Annotated in this window: 18 protein-coding genes; all 18 read right to left on the bottom strand. The window is 45.3% G+C overall.

The window, feature by feature from the left end:
* Positions 1-276: 276 nt before the first annotated feature.
* Positions 277-441, bottom strand: a complete 165-nt coding sequence (locus VE944_RS01570; protein ID WP_324971251.1) for a lactate/malate family dehydrogenase — start codon at positions 439-441, stop codon at positions 277-279.
* On the bottom strand, positions 429-1502 hold the full coding sequence (locus tag VE944_RS01565) for an FAD-dependent oxidoreductase (RefSeq protein ID WP_324971249.1): 1074 nt from the start codon (positions 1500-1502) through the stop codon (positions 429-431). The genes VE944_RS01570 and VE944_RS01565 overlap by 13 nt, the downstream gene beginning before the upstream one ends.
* 129 nt (positions 1503-1631) lie before the next feature.
* Positions 1632-2279 (bottom strand): cysteine hydrolase family protein, encoded by a 648-nt coding sequence (locus tag VE944_RS01560; RefSeq protein ID WP_324971247.1) that lies wholly within the window; start codon positions 2277-2279, stop codon positions 1632-1634.
* Between the two features lie 141 nt (positions 2280-2420).
* Entirely contained in the window at positions 2421-2900 is a 480-nt protein-coding gene (locus tag VE944_RS01555) for a nuclear transport factor 2 family protein (RefSeq protein WP_324971245.1), read from the bottom strand.
* A 93-nt stretch (positions 2901-2993) separates the two neighbouring features.
* Entirely contained in the window at positions 2994-3452 is a 459-nt protein-coding gene (locus tag VE944_RS01550; RefSeq protein WP_324971243.1) for a DUF6130 family protein, read from the bottom strand.
* Positions 3453-3679: 227 nt separating this feature from the next.
* Positions 3680-4771, bottom strand: coding sequence for an alpha/beta hydrolase (locus tag VE944_RS01545; RefSeq protein ID WP_324971241.1), 1092 nt, complete (start codon positions 4769-4771; stop codon positions 3680-3682).
* A gap of 16 nt (positions 4772-4787) precedes the next feature.
* Positions 4788-5039 carry an alpha/beta fold hydrolase gene (locus tag VE944_RS01540; RefSeq protein ID WP_324971252.1) on the bottom strand — a complete coding sequence of 84 codons (252 nt, stop codon included), beginning with the start codon at positions 5037-5039 and terminating at the stop codon, positions 4788-4790.
* 128 nt (positions 5040-5167) lie between these two features.
* The gene (locus tag VE944_RS01535; RefSeq protein WP_324971239.1) at positions 5168-6070 is read right to left on the bottom strand and encodes an alpha/beta fold hydrolase; all 903 of its coding nucleotides are present in this window, start codon (positions 6068-6070) and stop codon (positions 5168-5170) included.
* 24 nt (positions 6071-6094) lie between these two features.
* Positions 6095-6745 (bottom strand): MOSC domain-containing protein, encoded by a 651-nt coding sequence (locus VE944_RS01530; RefSeq protein ID WP_324971237.1) that lies wholly within the window; start codon positions 6743-6745, stop codon positions 6095-6097.
* Between the two features lie 19 nt (positions 6746-6764).
* On the bottom strand, positions 6765-7514 hold the full coding sequence (locus VE944_RS01525; protein ID WP_324971235.1) for a glucose 1-dehydrogenase: 750 nt from the start codon (positions 7512-7514) through the stop codon (positions 6765-6767).
* Positions 7515-7599: 85 nt separating this feature from the next.
* Positions 7600-8031 carry a cupin domain-containing protein gene (locus VE944_RS01520; RefSeq protein ID WP_324971233.1) on the bottom strand — a complete coding sequence of 144 codons (432 nt, stop codon included), beginning with the start codon at positions 8029-8031 and terminating at the stop codon, positions 7600-7602.
* Between the two features lie 132 nt (positions 8032-8163).
* Entirely contained in the window at positions 8164-8334 is a 171-nt protein-coding gene (locus VE944_RS01515; RefSeq protein ID WP_324971231.1) for a hypothetical protein, read from the bottom strand.
* Positions 8335-8403: 69 nt separating this feature from the next.
* Positions 8404-9045 (bottom strand): SDR family NAD(P)-dependent oxidoreductase, encoded by a 642-nt coding sequence (locus VE944_RS01510; protein WP_324971229.1) that lies wholly within the window; start codon positions 9043-9045, stop codon positions 8404-8406.
* Positions 9046-9150: 105 nt separating this feature from the next.
* Positions 9151-10728 carry a GMC family oxidoreductase gene (locus tag VE944_RS01505; protein ID WP_324971227.1) on the bottom strand — a complete coding sequence of 526 codons (1578 nt, stop codon included), beginning with the start codon at positions 10726-10728 and terminating at the stop codon, positions 9151-9153.
* A 116-nt stretch (positions 10729-10844) separates the two neighbouring features.
* Complete coding sequence (locus tag VE944_RS01500; RefSeq protein WP_324971224.1) at positions 10845-10979, bottom strand: hypothetical protein; 135 nt, start codon at positions 10977-10979, stop codon at positions 10845-10847.
* Positions 10980-11222: 243 nt separating this feature from the next.
* Positions 11223-12035, bottom strand: coding sequence for an alpha/beta fold hydrolase (locus VE944_RS01495; protein ID WP_324971222.1), 813 nt, complete (start codon positions 12033-12035; stop codon positions 11223-11225).
* A gap of 114 nt (positions 12036-12149) precedes the next feature.
* Entirely contained in the window at positions 12150-12707 is a 558-nt protein-coding gene (locus tag VE944_RS01490) for a DsbA family protein (RefSeq protein WP_324971220.1), read from the bottom strand.
* A gap of 250 nt (positions 12708-12957) precedes the next feature.
* Positions 12958-13587, bottom strand: a complete 630-nt coding sequence (locus tag VE944_RS01485) for a response regulator transcription factor (RefSeq protein ID WP_324971218.1) — start codon at positions 13585-13587, stop codon at positions 12958-12960.
* Positions 13588-13592: the final 5 nt, after the last annotated feature.

Here is a 13592-nt window from a genome sequence, read left to right as displayed (position 1 = left end):
TCATTTTTTATTTTCTCTTTATTTCTACAGTGAAAATATACAACTTTCTTTGATCTACTATCGCCTTATAATCAGTATCAAAATATCGGTTTTGTAACCAGATTTTCTTATTTAAATGCTGTGTACAAGTAGAAAAGTCTTCATATATCCTAGCTTTAGGATATGCACGTCTCTTTCAACAAGTAAGTATAAAATAAAAATAAGTCAAAAATACCTATAAAAAAATCAATCGCTGTAGCCTATTAGAAGATATCTACTAAATTAGTTAAGCTTATACTATATTTCTCGATCCAATTCTTTCATCGTCGAACGTATGATCTCTGCATTGTCACTCAACGTCTCTAATCGGCTCTGTCCAGGTTTCCTCTGTACCCCAACAGTTACGACAATTACATCAGAATCAGCTAAATCCTCATACTTATTTGATGCTATAATTTCCATTTCTTCAAGTAGCGGATAGCATATCCTTGTTGCTGTGCTTCAGTTTCAGTCAAACCCACATGAGCCAGTTCTGGATCGATGAATAGACACGATGGAACCAATCGATCGCTTGTACTGCGATCGCCCCCATCAATTAAATTAGCTTTAATAATGCGATAATCATCGAGCGATATATGGGTGTATTGCGGACCGCCATTGATGTCGCCTAACGCCCAAATCCCCGGAATGTTCGTCTCCAGGCGATCGCTAACTTGAATAAATCCGCGTGTATCGGTTGCCACACCAGCAGCAGCTAAATTTAAGCTCTCGGTATTGGGCGCACGACCAACGGCGACGAGCAAATGCGAACCCTGGAGGGTGATTTCACGATCGCCAACTTGGATTTGCAGGATGGTTTCATTATCAGTGCGATTGACCCTCAACACCTTCGCCTTCAGCAAGAATTCAATACCATCTTGTTCCAGTAATGTTTGAACTGCGATCACTATATCTGAATCTTGCTGTGACAGGATTTGCTCACTTTGCCCAATGACAGTAACGCGAGAGCCAAAGCGCCGAAACATCTGGGCAAACTCTAAACCAATATAGCCATTACCGAGAACGATCAGGTGTTCGGGCAGGTGTTCTAGCTCCATAATTGACTCACTTGTCAAAAATCCAGCTTCTGTAAGTCCGGGTACAGATGGAAGTAACGGTCGTGTGCCTGTATTAATAAATAAGCGTTCGGCGGTAAGTAAGCGATTGTTCCCCTCAGTCGTCGTTACTGCGATCATTTTGGGAGCAACAAACCTTGCTTCGCCAATGATCAAGTTTTTATCCAGAGCCGTTTCTAGATTGTGCAAATTCATTTCACGCGCAGATTGTACAACCGCTCGTTTTCGTTGGATCACCTCTGCTAAATTAACGGTGGGTGTGTTAGTTTTAACCCCATAAGCGGCACTGTTTCGCACTGTGTTTGCAACACTGGCACTCCCCACCATCGTTTTAGTAGGAATACAGGCGATATTGATGCACCCGCCGCCGATAATAATGTCGTCATAGTGTTGAGTGTCCACTTCCATATCCTTTGGGTTTGATCAGGTGAATAAGATTTCTAGAAGGTGTTATGAATTTCAGAAAAAACTGACTTTGGCAGAGCAAGAAGTAATGCGGATATTTTCATAAGTGTTGTAAGATTAATGAGTTTGACATTAGTCCATTACTGCTACAACTTCATCTGTAGAAAGGACTGCATTGGCGATATACCCAAAGTTAATCAGTGCTGCCTTATAGCCGTCACCCAGTTGCGGATGTCGAGGGGCTGCTGTTGCATCCTTAACGACAAGAACCTCAAATCCCTGTTCGAGCAATTCGCGTAGGTGAGCTTCAACACAAAGATTTGCCAACATTCCAAGTAGAATGACTTTACTGATGTTGCGTTTACGCAGTTGCAAAACCAGGTCGTTAGTTTGCGGCCCATAGACTTTGTGGGGACTGACCACAATCGTCTTGCCATCCTCAATGAAGGGCTTATAGCGATCGAGCCAGTCAGCACCCGATCCCAGGAATCCATCGAGGGTCAATGCACCACGGCGATCAAACTCCTTAACCTCAAGCATCATTTGCTCTAGGTTGCCGACAAATTTCCAATTATGGTCAGTGGGGTAGTAATAGTGAGGGGAGATAAAAACCTCAAATTTATTCTGCTTCGCGGCTTTGAAGATTCGCTCAATATTTTCGATGGTCTTGTTATCCTTAACACTCTCGCCCACCAAATCCCAGGAAACCCCTTTTTCGCTCAAGACATCGTTTTGCGGATCAATGACGACTACTGCGGTGTCATTCTTGTTGATGTTCATGATTTTTCTCCTTACTTGTTGATTTTCACCCTTTTCTTTCTGAAAAACCACCCGCGATATGCAACGTTTTCCAGTGATTAAAAAGCTGAATGCAACTATGAATAGATCGCTAGTGTCATCAGCCTGGTTAAAACAGGCTTTTCAAAGATCCAGGTCTGACAATCCTGGATGATCGTCAGGACGACGACCTAGTATCCAGTGGTATTTACGTTCGCTCTCCTGAATTGGCAGGTCGTTGATGCTGGCAATACGCCACCGCATGAATCCGTGTTCGTCGAACTCCCAGTTTTCATTGCCATAGGAACGGAACCAGTTGCCAGCATCATCATGCCATTCGTAAGCAAACCGGACAGCAATTCGGTTGTCTTGAAAAGCCCAAAGCTCTTTGATTAGACGGTATTCCAATTCTTTAAGCCACTTACGTGTCAAGAACTGAACGATCGCCTCACGGCCAGATAGAAATTCTGAGCGGTTGCGCCAAATGCTATCCGACGTGTAAGCGAGTGATACTAGTTCAGGGTTACGTGTGTTCCAGGCATCCTCTGCAATTCGGACTTTTTGGATAGCAGATTCATTATCAAAAGGCGGCAGGGGTAGTTGAGGATTTTCAGGGTTGTTCATAGTATGTAAGCGGTGGAATTGCGATTGTTTTAGTATGATTTAATTGGCATATTAAATCCGTGCCGACCGAATTACCTCAAAAGCAGTTTATTTTCATGATGATTTCTTAGGATCGGGCAGCGTGAACTCCACAGTTTCGCTAGTGATTACCTTGTGCGTGGGGTCAGCTAGTTCGATCAGCACCTTGTGTACGCCAGGTTCCAGTCCGACCAGGATGATCGTTTCCCCACTGGCATCGACAAAGTGCCACGGCAAATCGTTAACGGTGATGTGGATATGACCGATGCGCGGCGATACTTCGAGGGCACCTTTGCCGAACACTGGCAACACACGCAAATTCTCCGTCCGGTACTGGATGAAGACGCGTCCCTGCGCTAGCGGTTCGGGAAGCGGTGGATCGACAATCAGCTTGGGTGGTGCTTCGTTTTTAATCGCAATTAACGGTGATGATCCGATAATGTCCCTAGCGCTCCGTGTGTAGCTGTTCATAGTAGGTAATACCATTTCACGAAAAATCTGATACAGATGCAAACCCTGAAAGGTTTGCTGCATCTAAGTTTTTTAATTGCGTTAGCGTAGCCCATTGTAAATTGGTATAATACAATGTCCGCATTCCTTAGTTATAATTCGGTGCATCTGTGCAAAAACCAGGAAAATCTCTTTCCCCCTGCGCCCCTGCGGTCTTAATGATAAGTCTTTAACCGGACATGATATAACTCGGTAAGCAGCAAAGCGATGGAAGAGCGTCTTTCCCCTTCCCCAAAAACATCCATCGCATCCTATTGCAGATATTTCTTCAATTGGGCAGCAGCTTGAACAAACAGAGAACGGGTTTGTGGCAACTCAGCTAAACCATTCAGTAGTCCGAAGTCATGAATCATGCCGTTGTACTGCACTGTTGTCACCTCCACCCCAGCTTCATCGAGCTTGCGTCCATAGGCTGTGCCTTCGTCATGCAAGATATCGCTCTCTGCAACCACAATTAACGCCGGAGGCAAGCCTTTGAGTTGCTCAACCGTCGCCTGTAGGGGAGAAGCATAGATGTCTTTGCGCTTTTCTGGGTCAGCGATGTACATATCATACATCCACTTCATCGTTGGTACAGTCAGAAAACGCTGATCGCCAAATTCGTGATAAGAATTTGTTTCAAAATCCGCATCTACAATAGGCCACATCAGAATTTGCAGCTTGATGTGTGGCCCTCCTTTTTCTTTCGCCTTCAAAGCAGTGACAGTTGTCATGTTACCGCCGACACTGTTGCCAACGACTGCCAAATTCTTACCATCCACGCCAATCTCTTCACCATGCTCGGCAACCCATTTGGTCGCAGCATAAATCTCATTAATTGCCTGTGGGTACTGAGCATCTGGCGTGCGAGTATAGTTGACAAAGACACCTGCAAACCCTGAAAGCACAACCAGATCGCGAACCATGCGCTTGTGTGTTGGGTAATCACCTAGCACCCAACCACCACCATGAATAAAGATGAAAACAGGCAATGTGCCTTTGACCCCTTCAGGTCGTACAATATTGAGGGTAATTGAATAACCATCAGCAGTAATCGTTTTTTCAGATTCTTCAATGCCTGAAAGGTCTACTGGAGCCGAAGCCTGTGCATCCACAAGAACTTGACGTGCTTCGAGTGGAGTGAGTTTCTCCAGTGCCACACCCCCTGAATTCAGCAGTTTCAAAAATTCCTTTACTCCTTTGGAAAGACGTGGATCGTTCGCGACTTCCAAAATTTTTGCTGCTTGCGAGTTTGCTTGAGCAACCATGACATTCTCCTTTAATAACTTGTAAACAATCTGTTGAGGTGACACTGTTGTTTGATCAGCAGTAATTGTAGAATGACAATTACTTTTTATCGACATTGTTTAAGAGCCAAAACTATTTGTTAGTAGTGGTTAGCTTGGTGTTCTCTACAACGTGAGTGGTCAGAAAGCGGTGAATATGGTCTGCGATCGCTTCCCCATCTTCTTCCAGAGCAAAGTGCCCCGTATCAAACAAATGAAACTCCAGGTTTTTTAAGTCGTGTTTGTAGGCATAAGCCCCCTCGACTAAAAAGCCCTGGTCATTTTTGCCCCATACAATCAGCGTGGGTGGTTGATATTGGCGTAAGTAAGCTTGCCATTGTGCGATAAGTAGTCATGCCTTTAATCTTTATGAATTCAAATCGTTCAACAGAATCAGAAATAGTTGATCCTGTTTATTCAAACGTTCATATCTGAGCATGAGCTATGGTCGGATAATCGATCATTCCCACTGAATCAGGCGAGAACGGATTGCAGCCGTGATGTGAGAAATTGATCGATATAGTTTGTGATCGCATCCCCATCCTCTTCCAGGGCAAAATGTCCGGTATCGAGTAGATGGAACTCAACATCTTTGAGATCGCGCTGGTAGGGATAAGCACCATCAGCAGGAAAGATGTAGTCGTTCTTGCCCCAAACAATCAGAGTTGGAGGTTGATATTTGCGAAAATACTCCTGCCATTGAGGATAGAGCGGTGGATTCGTACCATAGCTATACAGCAGTGCCAGTTGAATCTCACCGTTGCCGGGGCGATCGAGGAAATGTTGATCGATAGTCCAGGTATCGGGGCTGATTGCTTCTAAATTGCGAACACCATTGGTATATTGCCACTTCGTTGCTTCCAGGGTGACAAGATATTCGAGCTTTTCAGCATTCTCAGGCGATCGCTCTTGCCAGTATGCCTTAATTGGTTCCCAGAATTCGCGCAGACCTTCTTCGTAAGCATTGCCATTTTGAACAATCAGAGATTGCACGCGCTCTGGATATTTAGCGGCAATCCGATAGCCAATTGGTGCGCCATAATCCATTACATAAAGGCTGTACTTTTTGAGAGCGATCGCAGCAATGAATTTCTCCACAATCTCAGCCAAATTATCGAACGTGTAATCAAACTCATTTACACTTGGCGTAGAACTGTTGCCGTAGCCAGGGTAGTCAGGAGCAACGAGATGGAATTTATCAGCAAGTGCTGGTATGAGATTACGGAACATGTGGGATGAGGTTGGAAAGCCGTGCAATAACAGAATCGTTGGATTATCACGGGAACCCGCTTCACGGTAGAAGATATCTAAACCATCGATTGAAACTGTGCGATATGTAGTCATGGGATTACTTGTTGTAAGTGATAAAAGTGACATGATGACGTTTTACGACAGGTCGATCTATCTCACATTTTGACGACGGATCTGCTCCTGAAAGTAGTCCCGCCAGCTTTCGGGTAACGCTTCTAGTTGAGTTGCACGATGCAGTAACTCTGGATTGTTTCGCTCACGAACATAAAGCTGAGTGATATCAGCAACAGTAATATTGTTGGTATCTCGACTCATCAACTCTAAAGTGTCTCCAGCGACCACTTCACCCTCTTGCAAAACCCGAAAGTAAAATCCGGTGCGACGACTGGCGAGAAATCGTTTCACCATATCCACTCGGCCAAAGCGAATCCCTAGTTTGTAGCAGGGTAAACGCGGTTGAGTTACCATTAGTTCCACACTGCCGATTTGGAAGCGATCGCCAATGTTCAATTCTTCTTCTCTCAATCCTGTGACTGTGAAATTTTCCCCAAAGATCCCTGGCGTTAACTCTGTGTCAGGCAATTCGCTTCGCCAGTAATCATAATGCTCAAAGGGATAGACATATACGGCTTTGTCAACTCCACCATGAACGGTGAGATCCGCTTGGCGATCGCCATCTAAATTGAGTTCACGCACCATAACTCTCGCATTAACTGGCTCTTTGGAAATTCCAGTGCGGACGGATTTTCCTTTCCAGGACACTTCACGCGGTAGTCCGACATTAACAGAGATCAGCTTCATCTTTAACTCCTTTTGGACTTCAAATCTGTGCCATACCACCATCGACAAACAACTCAATGCCATTCACAAAGCTGCTGTCATCTGAAGCGAGAAAGACAACGGCTTTGGCAATCTCATCGGGTGTGCCGACTCGTCCCAGTGGGATGGCGCTGGCTTGGCTATCTACGAATTCTTGTAACTGCTGGTCATTCAATCCCAAATGATCGTAACCAGGAGTCGGAACCACACCAGGGCTAATGGCATTCACTCGGATCTTGCGTTCTTTAAGGTCAAGTGTCCAATTCCGAGCAAACGATCTCACAGCGGCTTTGGTGGCGCTGTAAACGCTGAAAGCTGGCGTACCTTTTATAGAAGCAGTCGAAGCATTCAGGATAATAGAAGCGCCCTCTGGCAACAGTGGCAGTGCCTTTTGTACAGTGAACAGTAAACCTTTAACATTTATGTTGAATGTTTTGTCAAAGTGTTCCTCAGTAATTGCTCCAAGTGGAGCAATTTGTCCACCGCCAGCATTAGCGAAGATGATATCGAGGTGTCCTTGCTCTTGCTTAATGGTGGCAAACAGACGATCGAGGTCTGCCAGATTAGAAACATCGCTCTGTACAGCCGTAACATTTTTACCAATAGCTTCTACAGCAGCATCCAGTTCGACTTGGCGACGACCCGTGATGTAGACGTATGCACCTTCCGCAACAAACTGTTTAGCTGTGGCAAGACCGATACCACTATTGCCACCCGTGACAAGAGCGATTTTTCCTTCTAGTTTTCCCATTATGTTAATCCTTTGATTGTTGGGTTTAAAGCGATCAGTTACTAATGGAGAGTGGAGTCAGGAGGAAGAATAGTCAGCTTAATCTCTAAGGGAGATCTCCGGGCGCACCCAGAGTTTCGTCGCCAATTTCGCTAGAGACGCGCATGAATAGTGCCAAGTCAGTTTTCTCATTCTCGTTTAGCGTCCCTGCTGCTTCTATTAGTTGAGCAAAGGCACTAGGCGCAGCAACAACCAACCCGCGAGCTGGTTTATCGCTAAGTGCGGCGACTACATGGATGGTGTTAGGCGGGATGAAAAAGCTTTCACCAACGCCTAGCACAACCTTGTTTTCACCCGCCCAGACAGTAAACTCTCCTTCCAGCACATAAAGTTGTTCGGAATAGCGGGTATGGCGATGGGGCGGGGTCTGCGTACCAGGAGTGAAATAGCCCTCAATCAGGTCGTATTTACCATCAGTCGTGGTGCAATCGGCGAGGATGGTGAGGCGAGAACCAAGAAGCCAGAATGATTTTGTCATGGAAGTACTCCTTCTAATGAATGAATTGTGTTACGAATGCTCAAGTTTGCGGTTCCGATAAGGCAGGCGTTCATGCCGTTTTTAGATAGACAAGTGTGACAAATTTTTAACATTAAGCTTGTTGGGAAGACTTTACAAGGTGTACTCCGCTTTAATTAAATCTGCTGCTTTTTCGCCAATCATGATAGTAAGTGCGTTTGTATTTCCCGTGGCGATCGTGGGGATGATGGACGAAATACAGGCAGACTTACGATCGGCAATTCGTTCATCAACAGCGTGAAGCTCACTTTTACACCATTTCACGAAATTATTGATACAAATAAATCACTATTCTTGCTCCCTCTGCTCCCCCTGCAAAAATCTGTATCAATCTTAAAGTGAAACATTAGCAGTAATGCCATCCTTGAACCAGCGCGCAGTAGCACCCACAGCAAAGAGGATGCTTGCGGTCTTGGCCTGTCCATACGCCAACCACGGATCATAAGGACGGAACATGAAGTGAATATCATCGAACACAATGGGCGACATCAGGTGTGCGCTAGAACTAACCACCACGATACGGGCAGCACCCTCGGCAGCGAGAGCGTCGTGTAGTCCGAGCGCTAGGGCAAAGTGTCCGAGATAGTTAGTGGCAAATTGCATCTCCCAGCCTTCAGGTGTGCGCTGTTCGGGCAGTGCCATTACCCCTGCATTATTAACGAGGATGTGCAGTGGCTCACGCCAGGCAGCAATGAACTTGGCAATTGAGTTGCGATCGCTTAAATCAAGCAAAGCAACATGAATATTCCGGTTCCCAGTAGTAGCCATAATGTCAGCCGCGACTTGCGCTCCAGCATCGGTATTACGCACAGCTAGTGTGACGATCGCTCCAGTTTGAGCCAGTGCCCGCGCCGTTTCTAAGCCGATGCCCGATGCGGCTCCCGTAACGATCGCCCGCTTGCCGGAAAGATCAATTCCTTGTACGACCTCAGCGGCGGTGGAATGTCGTCCGAATGGTGTTGTAATCAGTGCCATTGTGTATTCCTTCACAGAGGCCGAGTCTTCTGTTTGCCTAACATCGACCGATAAATGCTCAACAGGTATGATAATCTGAGATTGATCAAAGACGATCGCCCGTTTTTAAATAGATGAATACGCCGAATTTTGGACGTTAGATTTGCTGAGAACCGTTCGTGCTGTGCGACCTGCTTTAATTAAATCTGCTGCCTTCTCACCAATCATGATGGTGGGTGCGTTCGTATTTCCCGTGGTGATTGTTGGCATGATGGAAGCATCAACAACTCGCAATCCTTCAACTCCATGTACCCGTAGTTCAGGGTCTACCACTGCCATTGAGTCAATGCCCATTTTGCAAGTGCCAACCGGATGCCACACTGTACTGCAATTGTTGCGGATATAAGCAACGAGTGCTTCATCACTCTGAACCTCAGCACCCGGAGCAATTTCTGCACTACGAAACTCATCAAAGAAGTTGCTATGAAACAATTGCCGCATTAATTTAATTCCCTCAACCAGCTTCTTCACATCAGTTTCATTTTGCAGGTAGTTCATCTGAAGCATCGGTGTGTCTTTGGGATCAGGCGATCGCAAACCGACACTGCCAATATTTTGCAGATGGGTCAAAGCTACTGCACCGGTAAATCCGAATGCTGCTGGAGCATAGCCAGGGGGTAAGAGCTGAATGGAACCGAATAGAAACTGTAAATCGGGTGCAACCGCTGAATTCCACTTGCTATGCAAAAATAATCCAGCTTCCCCGATACCACTGGTGCTGGCAAAGTGTAAATCCTGAGTTGCTTGGTATACCACAGGAGAGAAAATGTGGTCTTGCAGGTTTTGCCCAACACCTAGCAGATCGACGACAACAGGAATCCCTAATGTTTGTAAGTGTGCTGCATCCCCAATGCCGGAAAGCATTAGCAGCTTGGGCGAATCGAACGCGCCCGCACTTAAAATCACTTCCCGATCAACCCTGACTTGGTGCAGCATTCCCTCGTGCAGATATTCCACTCCAACGGTGCGGGTTCCCTCAAACAACAATCGAGTCACCAATGCCCCAGTCGTTATGGTCAAATTGCGACGCTGGAAAATGGGCACAAGGAACGCAGCAGCAGCACTGTGCCGTTTACCCTCCTTGATAGTTTGCTGATAGAGTCCGGCTCCTTCCTGCTGCGTACCGTTGAAATCAGGATTGTAGTCAAATCCCATTGCCACAGATGCCTCTACAAATCGTTGAGAAATTGCAGTAGGCGCAATGAGATCGGTAACGCTCAACTCCCCATCAACTCCGTGGTAGGCGGAGGCACCGCGTTGCTGCTGTTCAGATTTTTTGAAATAAGGCAAAACATCAAGGTACGACCAACCGGGATTTCCCAACTCCTGCCAGTGGTCATAATCGTGATGATTGCCTCGGACATACATCATGAAATTAATCGAACTGCTGCCTCCCAAGACTTTGCCACGGGAACAAAACATTTTGCGATTATTCAAGAAGGGTTCTGGTTCAGAGAAATAGCTCCAGTCCACCTCTGAGCCTAGTAGATTGACGCACTCCGCTGGGATGAAAATCTCTGGTTTCGTATCTGGGTTCCCAGCTTCGAGTAGTAACACAGTTGTGTCATTGTCTTCGGTTAGACGATTGGCAACCACACAACCTGCTGACCCTGCACCGATTACAATGTAGTCATAATTAGTCATAAAGTTCTCTTTTTCTGTTATCTGCAATGGATAAATGGAGTCAAGAATGAACTAATTTAAAGAACTATTGCTGAAGTACTGTTAGTTATTCATTTACAACACCCGATCTGCTGAATTTAACTGCGTACCAATGGTGTATCCACCAAATGTTCTGCCAGAAACCAAACTTGCTGCTGAATTTCATATCCATGTTGATGCAGTATGGGTTGACTGCGATCGACTTCAGTGATGTCTGTATTTTGAGTCGGCATGATCAAATCTCCTAGAATCAAACAATTTTAGATTTTGGATTTTAGATTAACTGCACCCATAAAGGGATGTAACTTGGGGATTGAAGAATTGACAATTTTAGATTTGTTCCGTACACCAGGGACGGGGCTTGAACCGAAAAACCAATTCCAAAATCCAAAATTTAAAATCCAAAATTCGGAGGGTCAATAATTAGGTCTGTTCTATTTGTATGTACCGAGAAACTGCTTCTCTTAGGATTGGGATTACTTCACAGCAGTGCTTGCTGCTTCAATCACTTTGGCAACTTCTTTTGGATGAGAGATAAAAGGAACATGACTGGAGTTAACTTCAGTTGTCTTAGCATTAATCCGTTTAGCCATAAATCGTTGAAGTTCGGGGTTGATGGCGCGATCGCTTTGAGTCACGATAAACCAGGAAGGAATTGTTTTCCAAGCGATTTCATTCACTGATTGCTCAAAGGCTGCGCTGGCGATCGGTTTTTGGGTTGCTGCCATTACTCGCGCCTCAGCCTTTGATACGTCATGGGCAAAAAATTCGTGAAACTTCCCGCGATCGATATAGAGAAAGTTTTCAGCATCAGATACAATCGCCGTACTAATCGGAGGTGCTGCGTACCTTTTATTTAAATCACTCGTCTTTTCACCGACATCTGGTGCGAAAGCATTAACATAAACCAGAGCTTTCACCTGTGGATTGCCAGCCGCCGCACCCGTGATTACATTTCCACCATAGGAATGTCCGACTACAACAACGGAACCTTTTTGGTTATTAATCACCCGCTTCGTCGTTGTCACATCATCAGCAAGCGAGGTAAGCGGAATCTGCACAGCAGTCACTCTGTAGCCATCCTGCTCTAACAATGGAATAACGTGTTGCCATGATGTACCGTCAGCATAAGCCCCATGAACGAGAACGATCGCAGGTTTAGAGTTGGACGCTTGAGGTAATTCCTTAGAGGTGGCTGGTGTTGGATGCATTGATATTCCAACGACAACACTTAATGCAAATAACCACAGCAACAATTTTTGAACTTTTTTCCATGTCAAAACTATCATGGCGATCGCCTCTGTATTCTTGCTAAATTGCTGAAATCTCTCGTTCTTGTTGTCGGTATAGAAGTTATGAAATACTCTCTGACAAAATATTTATTAAGATAAGCACTAAAAACATTAATCATTTGCAGCAACAATGGCTGCGATTATCTGCTCAACAGTCCAGCGATCTAAATAGCGAATTCCATTAATAAACAAAGCGGGCGCAGCCTCCACTCCACTTTGCAGTCCACCTTCGATGTCCGCATTGATGCGATCGACATACACACCTCTGGATAAATCCTGCAAAAATTGAGAAATATCAAGTCCTAAACGATTGGCGTACTCCACCAAATAGCCATTTCCCAACGCTTGTTGATAGATGAATAGCATATCGTGCATTTGCCAAAATTGACCTTGAGCAGCAGCAGCTTCCGCAGCTTCCGCTGCCCGTTGAGCATGTGGATGAATCTGTACCTGAGGAAAGTGACGGAAGATAAAACCTAAATTGTTTTCTCCAAACGAAACGTTTAATTGCTGCCCGGCAACTTTAATCAATCGATAGACGTTGGCACTTTGAAAACATTCATAATCTCCATACATGACGAATACTACAGCAGCATTCAGCGCACCTTGAATATGATCCTGGGTTGAAGGCGGAACGAATAAAGAACGATTATTGCGGTCGTAAGTCATGTTTCGGTTTGTATTAAGCAATACTTTTGCCTTACAACCCAACTGCGCTAACGTTGCTATAGATTCAATATAGACAATTGACCCTCTCTTGTCGTCCACTCTGGGTTGACATTTTTATACAATCGAGTGATGGATGAACTTGTCCAGCTTCTAGCGGAAGGTTGTCTCCAACTTTAGTTGGAGTCTAAAGCCAATCTAAAGGGGAAAAAGTAAAAATTCATTTCCCTTCCCTCCCCTCATTTTTCCTTACTTACAAGCTGACAATCCCACGCTTAACAGCAGTAATCACGGCTTGTGTGCGATCGCTCACGCCCAGTTTGCTCAAAATCCGATTAACATGGGATTTGACAGTACTTTCACCAATACTCAAAACAGTCCCAATTTCTTGATTACCCATTCCTTGTGCCATCAAACGCAGCACTTCCAACTCTCGTTCACTCAGTTCTGGATTGCTCATTCGCTGCAATAATTTTGCGCCCACTTCTGGCGGAATGTATTTCTGACCATTATGAATGGCGCGAATTGCATTCAAAAGCTCGCCAGGTTTAGCATCCTTAAGCAGATAGCCTTGAGCGCCCGCCTGTAAACCGCGATAGATATCTTCATCGCCATCGTAGGTTGTGAGTACCGCGATTCGAGCCTGCTTAAATTCAGCACAAATCGCCATAATGGCTTCAACACCTCCCATTTTGGGCATTCGTAAATCCATTAGTGTGACATCAGGTTGGTGTTCTCGAAACGCGGCGATCGCCTGTTGCCCATCTTCAGCTTGAGCGATCGCTGTCATTTCTGGATCGCGGTTAATGATGGTTGCTAGACCCTTTCTGACTATGGCATGGTCGTCAACAATTAGCACCCTAATCTTAGTGGATTGGCTCATTTTAA

This window comes from Nostoc sp. (assembly GCF_035638895.1).
GTDB lineage: Bacteria > Cyanobacteriota > Cyanobacteriia > Cyanobacteriales > Nostocaceae > Nostoc.
This window is presented reverse-complemented; position numbering and strand designations above follow the sequence as displayed.